13 protein-coding genes and 1 pseudogene are annotated in these 15,444 nt (G+C 40.7%); 5 read left to right on the top strand and 9 right to left on the bottom strand.

What is annotated here, in order from left to right; translation table 11 throughout:
• Positions 1 to 131 precede the first annotated feature (131 nt).
• From HHA43_RS05125 to tviB, 9 genes are all read right to left on the bottom strand, one after another.
• A complete protein-coding gene (locus HHA43_RS05125; RefSeq protein ID WP_168541918.1) occupies positions 132 to 671 on the bottom strand; it encodes a serine O-acetyltransferase in 540 nt (179 codons plus the stop codon).
• Positions 672 to 703: 32 nt separating this feature from the next.
• The gene (locus HHA43_RS05120; protein ID WP_168541916.1) at positions 704 to 1,843 is read right to left on the bottom strand and encodes a glycosyltransferase family 4 protein; all 1,140 of its coding nucleotides are present in this window, start codon (positions 1,841 to 1,843) and stop codon (positions 704 to 706) included.
• Entirely contained in the window at positions 1,840 to 2,934 is a 1,095-nt protein-coding gene (locus HHA43_RS05115; RefSeq protein ID WP_168541914.1) for a glycosyltransferase, read from the bottom strand. The genes HHA43_RS05120 and HHA43_RS05115 overlap by 4 nt, the downstream gene beginning before the upstream one ends.
• Complete coding sequence (locus HHA43_RS05110) at positions 2,931 to 4,049, bottom strand: glycosyltransferase (protein WP_168541912.1); 1,119 nt, start codon at positions 4,047 to 4,049, stop codon at positions 2,931 to 2,933. Before HHA43_RS05110 ends, HHA43_RS05115 begins: the two co-directional genes overlap by 4 nt.
• 31 nt (positions 4,050 to 4,080) lie before the next feature.
• Entirely contained in the window at positions 4,081 to 4,629 is a 549-nt protein-coding gene (locus HHA43_RS05105; RefSeq protein WP_168541910.1) for an acyltransferase, read from the bottom strand.
• Between the two features lie 120 nt (positions 4,630 to 4,749).
• Entirely contained in the window at positions 4,750 to 5,343 is a 594-nt protein-coding gene (locus HHA43_RS05100; protein WP_168541908.1) for an acyltransferase, read from the bottom strand.
• On the bottom strand, positions 5,343 to 6,515 hold the full coding sequence (locus HHA43_RS05095; protein WP_168541906.1) for an oligosaccharide flippase family protein: 1,173 nt from the start codon (positions 6,513 to 6,515) through the stop codon (positions 5,343 to 5,345). The genes HHA43_RS05100 and HHA43_RS05095 overlap by 1 nt, the downstream gene beginning before the upstream one ends.
• On the bottom strand, positions 6,512 to 7,537 hold the full coding sequence (locus tag HHA43_RS05090) for an NAD-dependent epimerase/dehydratase family protein (protein WP_168541904.1): 1,026 nt from the start codon (positions 7,535 to 7,537) through the stop codon (positions 6,512 to 6,514). The genes HHA43_RS05095 and HHA43_RS05090 overlap by 4 nt, the downstream gene beginning before the upstream one ends.
• 40 nt (positions 7,538 to 7,577) lie before the next feature.
• Positions 7,578 to 8,855, bottom strand: a complete 1,278-nt coding sequence (tviB, locus tag HHA43_RS05085) for a Vi polysaccharide biosynthesis UDP-N-acetylglucosamine C-6 dehydrogenase TviB (RefSeq protein ID WP_168541902.1) — start codon at positions 8,853 to 8,855, stop codon at positions 7,578 to 7,580.
• A 185-nt stretch (positions 8,856 to 9,040) separates the two neighbouring features.
• On the opposite strand from tviB, the pseudogene HHA43_RS05080 reads away from it, so the two are divergent.
• The 5 genes and pseudogenes from HHA43_RS05080 (at position 9,041) to HHA43_RS05060 (ending at position 15,388) form a co-directional block, all read left to right on the top strand.
• A pseudogene (locus HHA43_RS05080) lies at positions 9,041 to 9,786 on the top strand (IS5 family transposase).
• A 227-nt stretch (positions 9,787 to 10,013) separates the two neighbouring features.
• Positions 10,014 to 11,117: a polysaccharide biosynthesis/export family protein gene (locus tag HHA43_RS05075; RefSeq protein ID WP_323126715.1), complete on the top strand. Its 1,104-nt coding sequence runs from the start codon at positions 10,014 to 10,016 to the stop codon at positions 11,115 to 11,117.
• Complete coding sequence (locus tag HHA43_RS05070) at positions 11,117 to 11,545, top strand: low molecular weight protein-tyrosine-phosphatase (protein WP_168541898.1); 429 nt, start codon at positions 11,117 to 11,119, stop codon at positions 11,543 to 11,545. Before HHA43_RS05075 ends, HHA43_RS05070 begins: the two co-directional genes overlap by 1 nt.
• Positions 11,546 to 11,597: 52 nt before the next feature.
• Entirely contained in the window at positions 11,598 to 13,784 is a 2,187-nt protein-coding gene (locus tag HHA43_RS05065) for a polysaccharide biosynthesis tyrosine autokinase (protein WP_168541896.1), read from the top strand.
• A 164-nt stretch (positions 13,785 to 13,948) separates the two neighbouring features.
• Positions 13,949 to 15,388, top strand: a complete 1,440-nt coding sequence (locus HHA43_RS05060) for a capsule assembly Wzi family protein (RefSeq protein ID WP_168541894.1) — start codon at positions 13,949 to 13,951, stop codon at positions 15,386 to 15,388.
• The last annotated feature ends 56 nt before the right edge of the window (positions 15,389 to 15,444 follow it).

Below are 15,444 nucleotides of genomic sequence, written 5' to 3'. Positions count from 1 at the left end.
AAATGGCGGAGTCAATATTCATTTCTAGCAATGATTATACCCTGTCCAAAGCCATCAGATTTGTAAAATATTTCAACATCACAGGGATTCAAGTATTCCCCATTCTAAAAGCTGCTAAACCATATAGCCGTTTAGAGATCTGTCCAACGACGATTAACTGCATGACCCGGATTATTCATGCTGATCACCTTTGCGTAGTTTCCTACCGCAGTTGCATTTTCAGGAATATCTTTTGTCACAACGCTGCCCGCACCTATAGTGGCATTATTGCCAATTTTGACATGCTCAATAATGCAGACATTTGGCCCTATATAAACATTATCGCCAATTTCTGCGGCTTGACGGCCGCCATTTGCACCAATGGTGGTAAATTGCGATAAATTCACATTATTGCCAATCACGGTTGTCGGATTAACGACCAACGGCCCGCCATGCCCAATAAACAAGCCGTAGCCAATTTGAGTCGTGGTATTAATATCAATGCCGTACTGCTTTTTTTTATAATAATAAATAGGATAGGCCAGTTTTGCCCACTTGCTTTGAGCGCTGGCTAAACGTAACCAAAATGAAAAATTAAAACCGCGATTGAAAAAATAAGTTTTCAAAAAAGTTTTAAAACTGACATTGCCGGTATAACGGTATAAATCACTTTTTATATATTTTAAGGTCATCTGGATCGTCTCTAAAATTGGGTAAATCGCCTTTAATGGATATCCATTTCAGCCATCATGTGCTTATTCACTTGATGCACATCATATTTATTCAGCGCAATTTCCCGCGAACGCTTTCCCATATACTCAGTCAGTTTTGGATCTTCAACAAAGTATTGCATGCTTTGCACCAAATCATCTACAGACTTGACTCCAACCAAATAACCGTTCACACCGTGCGATACCGTTTCGCGACAACCTGGTGCATCAGTGGTAATAATCGCTCGTCCCATAGCCATCGCCTCTAATACCGTACGTGGCGTGCCTTCACGGTAGGAGGGCAACACGTAGACCGAGCATTCTGCAATTGCAGGACGAACGTCACTGAGTTTGCCCCAATATTTGAGGCGATCATCGGCAATCCATGTATCAAGTTCGGCTCTAGAAATAGCTGATGGATTATCATCAATCCAACCGACCAATTGAAATTCCGCTTCAGGATGCTTTTCTTTGATGATACGTGCCGATTCAGCATATTCACGTACGCCTTTATCACCCAAAAGGCGTGCAATGAGTAAGAATGCGGCTTTGACCTGCCCTTGTTCATTTTTGGGTAAAGGCATGACATCAAAGTCTTGCACATTCACCCCTGAACCATTCACCACCACCGTTGGTTTATTGGCATCAAGCAAATGCATGTCTTGGAATAGCTTTAAATCGTCTGGGTTTTGAAAAAAGACTTTATCGCTACGTTTGAGCGCTTGGGCATATAAGCCATGCACCAGCTTTTGAAACAGACTACGCTTGCCAGATTCCACATTTTGAAAGGCATAGCCCAGACCTGTAATTAAAGCAAAACGATGCGGTACTTTCGCAAGCCAAGCCGCAAGCGTACCGTAAATAACCGGTTTAATGGTATAGGACAGCACATAGTCAGGCTGAATACGATGAATCTGCTGATACAGGTTTTTAAGTAATTTTAAGTCTGCAACTGGATTGGTGCCGGTGCGTTGCATTGGAATTTCATGTAAATGATAGCCAAGTGCTTCCAATTTCTGTTGTTCTTCAGGAAAGTTTGCAAACTCAGGTGCCATGATGTGAATTTCATAGCCGTGGGCAGAAATCGCTTCTAATAACTTGCCACGAAAATTGAGTACCGATGGCAAAAAACTGCTGATCATTAAAAACTTCATGCCTGTTGGCTCCACACCTGCATATATTGACGGCTAACAGTTTCAATACTGAAATTCTGCTCTACCCGTTCACGCGTCGCCTGTTTTAAACTTTGTTTTTGTGCTTCTGTCTTTTGTACATATGCCAAAATGGCATCCGCCAAAGCTTGCGCATTACGTGGTGGAACAATACTTCCTAAATCCTGCACAATATATTTGGCATCGCCAACATCTGTACTGATACATGGCAGTCCTGAAGCCATGGCTTCGACCAACACATTCGGAAAACCTTCGGTAATTGAGGTCATGAGGAATGCATCAATGGATTGATAAAAAGCAGGCATATCCGAGATTTGATCAAGCAAATGCACTTTTTGAGTATCTAACTGATACTGCTCAAATAAAGCTTTCACTTCCACGTTATCTAAGCTTGCACCACTACCTGCGACTTTAAAGATGATGTTTTTATCTTTCAGTAAACCCATGGTTTCAAACAAATACGGATAACCTTTGGCGGTGTGATAACGTCCTGCAAAACCAATCACGGTTGGTTCATTTAACTGTAAATTTGGCTGAAACTTATCGAGAAAAACACCATTGGCAATCACTTGGCTATTGCCATTTTTAAAGCCGAACGCCTGATGCTGTTGCATGGACGAATGCGCACAATAAATAATAGCACTGGCTTGCTGTGACAGTATTTTACTTAAACCCAAGGCAATTTTCGTGCTAATGGATTCATCTTTCGGGGAAGCAAGCGAGTGATGAATGCCCCATACCACCTTTGGTTTTTTTGCTAAGCAAATGACACTCAAACTGGTTAAGGCATTAGCATGGTACATCCAGCATTGCACCGTTGCGGGCTGTAGATTTTTGAGTAATGCGCGCAGCTTACTCACCGTACTCAGCGTATTTAAACCATTCCAACCGAGCGCATAATGCGACTGACAACGCTCTAAAGTACTTTGATACACCTTGGAAGTTTTCATCAGTGCAATGATCACGTGCTGATAGTCATGCTCAGTTTGCTGAATTAAGCGTGCCAACATCATTTCGGCACCCCCCACGCCTGCAAAGTTGGTGATCACATGCACCATCAACGGTTTGCTCATGTTGCAGACTCCATCATGTTTAAGTACTGCTTCAATACCGTTGCCTTGTGGAATTGCTGAATATGCGCTTCAAAATCAGTTTCTGAATAATGTACATAATCGGCAAAAATTGCCTGTTGCATGGCTTGTGTCAAACCTGCTTGATCATTGCATTCAACCAATAAGCCAAATTTAGCATGGTCTAAAATTTCCATTGGTCCACTTGGACAATCAGTACTCACCACTTTCACTTTAGAGGCAAGTGCCTGAATCAGTACCCCCGGTAGACCTTCCCAATTTGAGCTTAAAACAAATAGCGACGCATATTTAAAATAGGCATAAGGGTTTGAATCAAAGCCCGGTAAATCTACGACATCTTTTAAGCCCAAGTCCGATACCAAAGCTTCAAATTCAGCACGCAGTTCACCCTCACCTAAAATAATCAGACGGGTTTCAGAATGCTGATCATATAAAGCTTTAAAAGAACGGATCACAAAGCCAAAGTTTTTAGCTTCAGTCAGGCGACCTACCGCTAAAATCACTTTATTGTCATTATTAAAAAAGCGATGCGTAACGGGCGCTTTGAGCTTTTCAAAATAGGCATCATCTAACACTGGGTTATAAATGGTGCTCAGGTTATTTTTCTTATAGCTATAGTATTCACAAAAATCTGCTTCAACCCCTTTGGAGACACAGACCACTTGCTGTGCCATGGGATACGTCCAATTCACCAAAGTTTTTAAAACGAATTTAGCAACACCCTGTAATTTCAAATTTTTAGACGGCGTCGATACTTCACGGAAAATTAATGCGGTTTGAACGCCTGCCAGTTTTTTAGCAATACTCGCCACAATATTGGTATGGGTTTGTGTTGCAACCAAACAATCATACTGCTCAGCTTTCAGCTTCATTTTTAAGGGTGTGATGCTATTCACAACACGACCGCAATTAAAATTCACCAATTGAATTTTCGGGCTGACTTCAGGCAAGAGTTTGGCTTTATCACCTTTGACATCACACACGCCCAAATGAATATTCAGACCTTGTTCTGCAAAGCTGTTGGCGAGTTGAATGACAGTACGTTCTGCACCGCCACCGCCCAAGCTTGGCAAAAAGAACATGACTTTATTCAACATATGCAGACCTAAATTTTAAAATGGGAGAATATTAATGCGGTGTTTTTGAGGCTTGAATGGCCATAGCGCGCTCAACCCGCTCACGATAATCCGTGATACCTGCAAGCTCACTGTCACTGGCACAAGTACTTTGAATTTTGGCTTGATAATCTGCAAAACTGGATACCACTTTGGCAGGTACGCCAATTGCCACGCTATGATCAGGAATGTCTTTGGTCACCACTGAACCTGCGCCAATCACCACATTTGAGCCAATGCTCACACCAGGCATAACAATGCTATTGACCCCAATAAATACATGCGAACCGACTTGAATTGGTGCAAAGCGTTGGTAGCGTTTACCTTGCTCATCTTTGATTAAACAAGTACTGCCATCATGGGTAATAAATTTCACCCCTGAGGTCACGGTCACATGATCACCAATACTGACCAAAAATGGTTCTGAGCCCCAGCTTTTAATATAAATTCGGCAATTTTCACCGACGGTCACACCTTTTTTACGTGCATAAGCCACACTGCCTTTTGCCATAAAATAAGCCAAATCAAACAGCTGTAGAAAAGCAGAAACCATAAATGACATACACAATACCTGAATGAGGCGAGGCAACTTAAAAGGAGGAAAATAAGTCAGCTATTTTACGCTGAAAATCTACTTTACGATATGGAAACCGCAGTCACGATGCAGGATGAAAAAATAAGATCAGAGCGATTTGATTTTTTTAACAGGACTACCGACATAGACACCTGATTCATCCAAAGGTTTCGACACGAGGCTACACGCGCCAATCACCGAATCGCTTGGAATTTTCACACCATCAAGTACCGTCACCCGTGCACCAAGCCAAATATTTTCGCCTAAACTGACCCCTTGTTTGGTAATCGCGTCTTTCACCAACACATCAGGTTCACCAAATTTATGATTGCTGGCAATGATGATACTTTGCGTGCCAATACGGGTGTTATCGCCAATGCTCACACCGCCACAGCCATTGATAAATGACTTCGAGTTAATGCTGACGTCTTTGCCAATCGACACCTTGCCACCAAAGCATTTGATATAACAACTTTCACCGATAAAACTGTTATCCGCGATTTCTAAAATTGCACCTTGCTCGACAATTAAACTGACATGATCGCCAATATAAACATTCTGACCAATCTTCACTTGTCCACTAATTTCGACCGTACAGGCTTTACCGAAATAACGAAATTTCGTGCCAAAAGCCAGGTTATAAAATTGCTGACGGCATTGTGCAGTGAACCAATTCATCAGTTTTAACAGTTTAAAAAACATCAGCTTTTGTTTCTCCACACCACATACAAAATGGCAAAGTTATAAATGATTAGCGCCACAGGCACCGCCAAGAGCATATAAATTTTATCAGCACATAAAACATATAAGCCTGCAAATAAAGCGAACTTAATGATTAGCTCTACGATTTGCAGTTTAAATAAGACTTGGCTATTTCGCTTAGCAATTAAATAAGCCGAGCTTGGCGGATTACAAAAAACCGCCCAATAGCCCAACGCTAAAATTTGGAAATAAGTTGAGATGCCAACCCATTCAGAACCGAAAATCCAAAGATATAGCGATTCAGGCAAGATAAAGAAAATTGCAAAAAGAGGCAGTGACACCAAACTTAAAAGCACACTTGCCTTTAACGCATTGTTATTTGAATCCGTGCTTTTAAACTTACGGATAAAAAACTGACGTAAAGTTTGTGAAATTAGATTGATCGGCACACGTAATGTCCGCTCGACAATGGCATAAAAACCCATCGCCTGCACACCGACAAAATGCGACACCACATAATACGGCAAATTATGCGAAAAACTATTCAGCAAGGCATGCGGGGTATTGGCATAAATAAAATCTTGATAATTTTTAAACGCCTGCCAACTGACTTGATAGAGCTGATACTTCAATAGGTAGAGCAACATCGCCACGATCATCAGGATCGAACTGACATTGTAGCTATTGACCAGACTGATCTGCATGAACAGGGGCAAACTCAATTGCGCCGCAACGACGATCGCACTTCTAAAAATATTCAAACCTGCACAGAAATATTCTTTATGTGCAGAAAATTGATAATTATATAGACTTTGAATCAGGGTATTGGCAAGCACACCTGTCGCGACAGCCCCTGCCATTTCAACATTTAAAATAAAACTAATGACAATGCCACTGATGATTGCAATGACCGTTGAGAACACCGCCCCTTCAAAGATCAGGCTTTTTTTGTCCTGCTCTTCCGCGACTAGTAAGGCTTGATCGAGACGCAAATTGACAATGGTCGATAAAACGCTGACCACAGCCAAGGCAATGCCATATTCACCAAAATCCTGCACCGAATAAAGGCGCGTTAAAAAAGGGAGTGCGATAAATGTAATTATCACACCTACCAATAAACTCGACGTAATTAAGCCAATCGACTGATATTTGGCGAAAATACGCGCAATCATGTCAGCTTTTTAATATACCAACGCATGGCCAGCTGAATACCAGCATCAATTCGAAACTCAGGTGCATAACCCAGAGCTTTCTCAATTTTGGCAATGCTAGCTTGGGAGTGACGTACATCTCCAGCACGGAAGTCTCGATACACTGCATCTTTGCAGTAATTCACGCCATTTTCAGCTAGTGCAGCATGAATCACACGATACAAATCATTTATTGTAGTACGATCGCCCACTGCTACATTATAGACTTGGTTTTTGGCTTCATCATTATGCGTAGTTGCTGCCAAAATATTCGCTTGAACTGTATTTTCAATAAAACAGAAATCACGACTGGTTTCACCATCACCATTAATGAAAACATCATCACCTGCAATCATGGCTGCGGTCCATTTTGGAATCACCGCAGCATAGGCACCGTTTGGATCCTGACGTTTACCAAACACATTAAAATAACGCAAACCAATGGCTTTAAAACCATAAGTCCTTGCAAATACATCTGCATACAACTCATTTACATATTTAGTGACTGCATAAGGCGAAAGCGGGTTACCAATATTTTCTTCCACTTTTGGCAATGCAGGATGATCACCATAGGTAGAACTACTGGCAGCATACGTAAAGCTAGATACTTTAGCATCACGTGCTGCCACCAACATATTTAAAAAACCTGTAATATTGGCAGCATTAGTCGTAATTGGGTCTGCAATAGAACGTGGCACAGAACCCAAAGCTGCTTGGTGCAATACATAGTCCACATTTGCACAGGCTTTTTGGCAATCTTCTAGATTACGAATATCACCCTCATAGAACTTAAAGTTTGCCCATTGCTCTACACTCACCAAGTGTTGCACTTCGTCCAAATTATGCTGATGACCTGTGGCAAAGTTATCTAAACCCACAACTTTCTGATTCAGCTTCAGTAAAGCTTCTAATAAGTTTGAGCCAATAAAACCCGCCACACCTGTTAATAACCAAGTTTTTGGTGCGTGTTGTAATTGCTCACATACTATTTGATATTGACTCATAAACTTATCATTCCCTATTTTTTATTTATTTGCACTTTACTTAAAGTCGAATATCGGCTTCTTTCGCGTCTAGCACATATTTTAAATCATAGAGTACATGCTCTGGTTTACCCAAAGCACGAATTTGCGCTGCCCCCATCTGTTTAAACTGCTCATGCGCGACCGCTAAAATAATCGCATCATAGCTATTGTCACTCACTGACTGTACAGGGCGAATGCCATATTCATGCTCGGCCTCCTGCACATCTATCCAAGGGTCATATACATCTACATCTATTTGATATTCTTTCAGTTCACTCACAATATCAATAATTTTGGTATTACGAATATCTGGGCAGTTTTCTTTAAAACTTAAGCCTAAGACTAAAACTTTAGCACCTTCTACCTGAATTTTCTTTTTAATCATCCCTTTGACTAACTGAGTCACCACATAAGCGCCCATACCATCATTTAAACGACGACCCGCTAAAATAATTTCAGGATGATAACCAATAGACTGTGCTTTATGGGTTAAATAATATGGATCTACCCCAATACAGTGCCCACCGACTAAACCTGGACGGAAAGGTAAAAAATTCCACTTGGTTCCCGCAGCCTGTAAAACCGCTTCAGTATCAATACCCAACTTATTAAAGATCACGGCTAATTCATTAATTAAAGCAATATTCACATCACGTTGGGTATTTTCAATGACCTTAGCTGCTTCAGCCACTTTTATGCTAGCGGCTTTATGTGTACCTGCTTCAATCACCAAGTTATAAACTTGGTCTACAAAGTCTGCCACTTCTGGGGTAGAACCTGAAGTGATTTTTAAAATATTGGTGACTCGGTGTAGCTTATCGCCTGGGTTAATCCGTTCTGGACTATAGCCTGCAAAAAAATCCTGATTAAACTTTAAGCCTGACACTTGTTCCAAAACTGGAATACAGGCTTCTTCAGTTGCACCTGGGTAAACGGTAGACTCATACACCACCACATCGCCTTTTTTAAGTACTTTCCCAATACTGGTAGAGGCTTTAATAAGTGGAGTTAAATCAGGTTGTTTAAATTCATCAATTGGGGTTGGCACCGTCACAATAAAAAAATTGGAGCTGCGTAAGTCATCTAAATTGGCTGAATAGCTTAAATGTATCGCTTGTTTAAGTTCTTCTGGCGACACTTCTAAAGTATGATCTTGTCCACTTTGTAATTCTTGTATACGTTTTTGCTGAATATCAAAACCCACAACAGGCAGCTGCTTGCCGAATTCTACCGCTAGGGGTAACCCGACATAGCCTAAACCAATAATGGCAATTTTTAGGTCTGAAAGCTGTAGCATTTGAGCGCCTTACAATTTATATCTATATTTTATGAAAAATAATGAATCTTTCGGCAGGAATACTAGCAGAAATTTATGAAATTTCTATTATGATTTGTGCTCAAATTAAGCTATGTTGACATTTGCTGTATAAAAAAATAGCGAGATAGTAAAATTCAATCGCCAAACCAAATTCACTACTCGCTATGCCTCGTACAATGTTGAATGATCAACACTGGTCTAAGTTAAAAGCTATTGTCCGCAAATTTAATATTTATCTCAAATCAAATTTGAGAAATTTTTTTGAGGCAATCCTATATCGTATTAGAACAGGATGCCCTTGGAAAGATTTACCCGAGGTCTTTGGTAATCCTAACTTAATTTCTCAAAAGTACAATCGTTGGTCTAATAAAGATAAGCTAATGTAAATATTTAAAATATTCTCAGAGAACGCTGATCATGAATAGATATTTATTGATGCTACTCATGTTAGAGCACACCAACATTCAGCAGGAATCCCTGATCAAGATATTTCAAAAAGTGTTGGGGGTAATAGTTCGAAAATCCACTTAGCTGTTGACTCTCATGGTAACCCGATCGAATTTATTATTTCAGATGGAACAACCCATGATGTCAAAGTTGCCCTATTTTAGTCGAACAATTAGATTTAACTGACACTGAAATGGTCTGTATGGATACAGGCTATGATTCAGAAACATTAAGAGAGCAGATTAAAAATAGAAGTGCTAAAGCGAATATACCGAAGAAATCAAACACAAGATCAAGTAATGATCATATGGACTGGTATTTATATAAAATCAGACACTTAGTTGAGAATTCATTTTGTCGTTTGAAGCAATTTCGAGGAATTGCTACACGGTTTGATAAACTAAAGCGAAACTTTCAAAGCGCAGTTGCCTTAGCTTGTATTTTTCTGTGGCTGCCTTTATGAAATGTCAACAGACCCTAGTTGAAAGATGCATCAGTGTATAGTTTTTGTGAATATTCAACTTTTTAAATTTAGAGTAAGTTCACAATTTGTGATTTTTATCACTTTTCGCAAAGAATTTGACAGAATCTGCAAAATGATTACAAATTGCTATGTACCTATTTGACAAGTTCGGTAAAATGGCAGCAATTGATTTAAAAGATTTTAAAAAATTAATAATGGAATCTCGCGTGCGACATTTTCAACTGACTGTTTTATTGGCATGTGGCCTTGCCACCACTGGGTGCGCTGTCACCTCTGGTTTACAAACTTATGACTTACCAAATGAAGGGGTCTATACCACCGACTTGGGTACAGCGGTCAATGTGATTAAACTCACCCAAGACTCAATGCTCGCAGTACAGCCTGCAGTACACAATATTCAGCAGGATTATGCACATTTATTTAATACACGACAGCGCCAATACACCTTAAGTTCAGGTGATATTCTCTCTATTTATTTATGGGCATATCCTGAAATTACCCCACCCACCAATACCATTAGTAACGAAAAAGCGGTTGAGTCCAATGGTTATCAAATTGACTCACAGGGTTATATTCAATTTCCGATTATCGGGCGTTATAAAGCGGCAGGTAAATCTTTAGCGCAAGTGAATCGTGAGTTGCGCGGTCAATTGGCACGTTATTTAAAAACCCCAGACGTGATTGTACGAGTCTTGTCTTACCAAGGGCAGCGATACTCTGTACAAGGCAATGTCATGAAAGGCGGGCAATTCTATTTAAACGATCAACCTGTGAGTGTCTATACCGCACTGGGTATGGCAGGCGGGGTCAATGCCCAACAAGGTGACAATGCTTCTATGACTTTAGTGCGTCAGGGGCGTAGCTATCAACTCAATACCGTAGAGTTGGAAAAAGCAGGCTTGTCACTGCACAACTTGCTCATTCAGCCAAATGACACCTTGTATGTCAACAACCGTGAAAACCAAAAAATTTATGTCATGGGTGAATCAGGTAAAAATCAATCGCTCCCTATGCGTGATCAAGGCATGAGCTTAAGCGATGTATTGGGGGAAAGTCTGGGCTTAAACCCACTGTCTGCCAGCCGTAGTAAAATTTATGTGGTTCGTAGTCAGCCGAATGCAGCACATACTGAAGTCTATCACATGGATTTATCCAGCATAGCCGACTTTGGTTTGGCCAATCAGTTTAAAATGCGCAGCAATGATATTGTCTATGTCGATGCTTCAGGCTTGGCTCGCTGGCAACGTGTCGTCAATCAAATTATTCCATTCTCAAATGCTTTATATAACCTAGATCGTTTGGGGAACTAATGAAAATTAATCACATTTTGGTGGTATGTATCGGCAATATTTGCCGTAGCCCCATGGCAGAATACTTTTTAAAACAGCAATATCCACACTTACAGATTGAATCTGCAGGTATTTCAGGCTTGGTTGGTCATGCAGCCGATGACAAAGCCTGTTTATGTATGCAACGTCACGGCATTGACATGAGTCCACACGTGGCAAAAAAACTCAATGCAGACTTAATTAAAAAAGCCGACCTGATTTTGGTGATGAGCCAAAATCAACAAAAGCATGTGGAACAAACCTGGCCCTTTGCCAAAGGCAAAACTTTTAGATTGGGGCACTGGCAAAGTAAAAACGTAGCCGACCCCTATCAGCACGATCAGGCCGTATTTGATGAAACCTGTGCGTTAATTCAAGCCTGCATTGCCGACTGGAAAAAATATATCTAGTTTCTTGATATTCAGCTTTTTTTAAAATTCTACTTTTTTTGATATTTAAACTATGAGCCAAACCGCCAACACCGAAGACACCATTGATTTAAAGGAATTATTTTTTTCCTTAATCGCACAATGGAAAATGATTACCCTTTGCGTTCTACTCAGTATCGTCTGCGCTTTACTGTATTTAAGAACCACGCCAGACACCTATGCAGTAGATGCTTTGGTACAGGTCGAAGACAGCAAAGGGGCCTCTGCAGCGTTATTGGGTGATTTGTCCAATATGATTGAGCAGAAATCGCCTGCACAAGCTGAAATTGAAATTTTAAAATCACGTTTGGTGTTGGGCAGCGTGATTGATCATCTAAATTTAAATATTCGCGTTTCGGGTACAGAAGACAGTTTCTGGAATCGTTTAATTGCCAAGCATGAATATGACAGTGAATATTCATCTCAGTCAGTGCTATTCAAAGACAATCAAAAAAGTTTTGATATTCGCCAGTTCGATATCCCGCAATATTTTCAAGATAAAAACTTAATTTTAAAATTTGCACAAGGCAAATACAGCTTGACCGATGAAGAAACCGAACAGGTGGTTTTTTCTGCACCTTTAAACCAAGTCAGTCAATTACAGTCTGAATTTGGGCTGTGGAAAGTCGCTATTTTTAGTCAAGACAGCTTTAACGCTGCCTATAACATCCAAAAACAAAGCTTACCTGCTGCCATGAAAAGCTTAACCACTGACTACTCTGTGGCAGAAAGAGGTAAGTTAACGGGCGTGTTGGGGCTGAATTACCAAGGGTCAGACAAACAACACATTACCCAAGTACTGAATGCCATTTTAGCAGCGTATAGCCAACAAAATATTGAGCGTCGTACTGCAGAAACGGCACAGACTTTAAAGTTTTTGGAAGACCAACTCCCAGAACTGAAACAACAATTAGATGTCGCAGAGCGTGAATTTAACCGTTTCCGCCAACAGTTTAATACAGTCGATGTGACCAAAGAATCTGAGTTATATTTAACCCAAAGTATTACTTTGGAAACCCAAAAAGCGCAGTTAGAGCAACAAGTGGCTGAAGCTGGGGCCAAGTACACCAACGAACACCCTGTGATGCAGCAAATGAATGCGCAATTGGGGGCAATTAACAAACGCATTGCAGAGTTAGATGGCACACTTAAACGCTTGCCAGAATTACAACGCCAATATTTACAACTGTTCCGTGAAGTAGAAGTCAAACAACAGCTGTATACAGGCTTGCTTAACTCTTACCAACAACTGCGGATTGCTAAAGCAGGTGAAATTGGCAATGTGCGTATTGTCGATACTGCTGTAGAACCGATTGAGCCAATTAAACCAAAGAAATTACTAATTCTGATTTTGTCCGTTTTCTTGGGTGGTTTTCTGGGCACATTATTGGCCTTACTGCGTAATATGTTGCGCTCAGGTATTAAAGACTCGAATCAAATTGAAAATGAACTTGATTTACCTGTTTATGCCACTGTACCACGTTCACCTGTGCAAGAAAGCCGTATTAAAATTCTGAAAAAGAAAAAGAATATTCCTATTCTTGCGGTTAAAAATAGTGATGATATTGCCATTGAAAGCCTGCGCAGCATGCGTACTGCTATTCACTTTGCTTTAAGCAGTGCCAAAAACAATATCATTATGATTTCTGGCCCTGCACCAGAGTTGGGTAAATCGTTTATTTCAACCAACTTGGCTACTATTTTGGCGCAAAGTGATAAGCGCGTATTATTGATTGACGCCGATTTACGTCGTGGTTATATGCATAAATACTTTAATTACGACCCTAAGCCTGGCTTAACCGAATACCTGAATGGTCAGCAAGAGTTAGGCAATATTGTGCGTAGTACTGAAGTTGAAAATTTAAGCATCATCAGTCGCGGCAAAAGCCCTGCCAATCCTTCAGAGTTGTTAAGCACGCAAAAAATTGCAGACATGCTCACGCACTTGTCGAGTCAATTTGACCATATTCTGATTGATACCCCACCAGTCCTTGCAGTCACCGATGGGATTATTATTTCACAATATGCGGGTGTGAATTTGGTAGTGGCACGTTATGCCAAGACGCAAATGAAAGAACTTGAACTGACTGTCAACCGCTTTGAACAAGCTGGCGTGAAAGTAAACGGCTTTATTTTGAATGATATTCAACGTGAAGCAGGCGGTTATGGCTATGGGTATAACTATGCTTATGCCTATAAAGCCAATAAGAATGATGATTAATTTGAAGTGATTGGTGGGCTGAAATCAGCCCGCCATCGCAATACTCACCTATTTTTAAAGAATTTTCTTTTGAAATTTACAACAATACTCAACAATTCACATTGCAAAAATCTACTCAAAAATCTATCTTGTTTACAGTTTATAAACGCTGAGAATATATAAGCATGTTTGCACCCAAAGCGCTGCTGGTAACACTGGCGTTAAGCTCATCCTTAAGCTTTGCCCAAGGCATTGTCCTAAACGACCAAAACTTACGTACCGATTTAAACTGGCTAAATCAGCAAGGTGTTATTCAAATCAGTACTTCAACTTGGCCCATGAGTGGTGATGAAATTCAACGTGCACTTTCTCAAGCCAAAGTCAGCAATACCAATCAGCAAAAAGTTGTAGATGCAGTGGTGGCACATTTAAATGCCAATAACCAACTGCTCAAAGCCTCTCTTTTTGCAGAAACAGATCAAAAGCATATTCCTCAGGCTTTTGGCGACCAACAAAAAGCACAATATCAAGCAGGTTTAGAGCTCAATGCTGGTAATCAGAACTGGGATGCTAAAATTCGGGTCAATGCAGAAAAAGACCCACAAATTGACCATGACCAAGATGTCAATGTTGAAGGTTCGTACATTGCAGCCAAACTTTGGAATCAATGGCTCATCGCAGGGCAAATTCCAACCTACTGGGGGCCTGCACATGACGGCAGCTTAATTCGTGGTGATGCTAGCCGCCCAGTTTACGGCGTAACCATGCAGCGTGCTGAACAACAAGCTTTCAGCAACAAATGGCTGTCTTGGATTGGTCCATGGCAATATCAAGCCTTTGCAGGTCAATTGCATGATTATGATGATGTACCCGATGCCAAATTGATTGGTTTACGTGTCACTGCACAACCGCTACCTTATTTCGAACTTGGGGCATCACGTATGATGCAGTGGGGTGGGGGTGATCGTTCAGAAAGTCTATCCACACTTTGGAATGCAATCAAAGGCAACGATAACTTTAATAACAGTGATGATGATAAATCTAACCAAGTTGCAGGTTTTGATGCACGCTTAAACCTACAGCCATTGCTACAAGTGCCAATGGGTATCTATGCACAATACGCAGGTGAAGATGAAGCTGGTGGCTTACCTTCAAAAAAAATGTATTTGGCTGGGGTCGATTATTCATCAAGCTATCAAAATATGCCGTTCCAACTCTATACCGAATGGGCAGATACCCGTACTAACGGTAAAGCACAAGGTATTACCTATAACCACCATGTCTACACTGATGGTTTCTATCAACATGGCTATCCTTTAGCGCATGCCATGGGCGGTGATGGACAAATGATCTCAGTCGGTGGGGATATTCGTTTTGATCGTATCAACCGCGTGAATGCACGTGTAATGTTTGCCAAATTGAATGAATCAAATCGAGGCACGAATTATGCTTTCCCAGAAAAAGATGAGTTAAAAGCTTTGGATTTAACTTGGACACACTATTTACGCCCAGATATTCCACTTAAACTGAATGGCTGGATTAGCGATTCAGATGTCCTTGGCAATGATGGTGGTGCATCGATTGGTATTGAATTTCCTTTAGAAAAAGGGCTGTTTTCTTATTAAGTCTACCCGCTAGACCGAAATACTTCGTGGATGAGATCGACACCGATTTCATCCAT

This window comes from Acinetobacter sp. A2, from assembly GCF_012371325.1.
Lineage (GTDB): Bacteria > Pseudomonadota > Gammaproteobacteria > Pseudomonadales > Moraxellaceae > Acinetobacter.
Note: the sequence above shows the minus strand (reverse complement) of the source record. Positions and strands in the feature narration are given on the sequence as shown.

Bases quoted from the DNA above. Each gene is read 5' to 3' on its own strand.
- HHA43_RS05125 (WP_168541918.1), bottom strand. From the start codon at position 671: ATGACCTTAAAATATATAAAAAGTGATTTATACCGTTATACCGGCAAT.
- HHA43_RS05120 (WP_168541916.1), bottom strand. From the start codon at position 1,843: ATGAAGTTTTTAATGATCAGCAGTTTTTTGCCATCGGTACTCAATTTT.
- HHA43_RS05115 (WP_168541914.1), bottom strand. From the start codon at position 2,934: ATGAGCAAACCGTTGATGGTGCATGTGATCACCAACTTTGCAGGCGTG.
- HHA43_RS05110 (WP_168541912.1), bottom strand. From the start codon at position 4,049: ATGTTGAATAAAGTCATGTTCTTTTTGCCAAGCTTGGGCGGTGGCGGT.
- HHA43_RS05105 (WP_168541910.1), bottom strand. From the start codon at position 4,629: ATGTCATTTATGGTTTCTGCTTTTCTACAGCTGTTTGATTTGGCTTAT.
- HHA43_RS05100 (WP_168541908.1), bottom strand. From the start codon at position 5,343: ATGTTTTTTAAACTGTTAAAACTGATGAATTGGTTCACTGCACAATGC.
- HHA43_RS05095 (WP_168541906.1), bottom strand. From the start codon at position 6,515: ATGATTGCGCGTATTTTCGCCAAATATCAGTCGATTGGCTTAATTACG.
- HHA43_RS05090 (WP_168541904.1), bottom strand. From the start codon at position 7,537: ATGAGTCAATATCAAATAGTATGTGAGCAATTACAACACGCACCAAAA.
- tviB (WP_168541902.1), bottom strand. From the start codon at position 8,855: ATGCTACAGCTTTCAGACCTAAAAATTGCCATTATTGGTTTAGGCTAT.
- HHA43_RS05070 (WP_168541898.1), top strand. From the start codon at position 11,117: ATGAAAATTAATCACATTTTGGTGGTATGTATCGGCAATATTTGCCGT.
- HHA43_RS05065 (WP_168541896.1), top strand. From the start codon at position 11,598: ATGAGCCAAACCGCCAACACCGAAGACACCATTGATTTAAAGGAATTA.
- HHA43_RS05060 (WP_168541894.1), top strand. From the start codon at position 13,949: ATGTTTGCACCCAAAGCGCTGCTGGTAACACTGGCGTTAAGCTCATCC.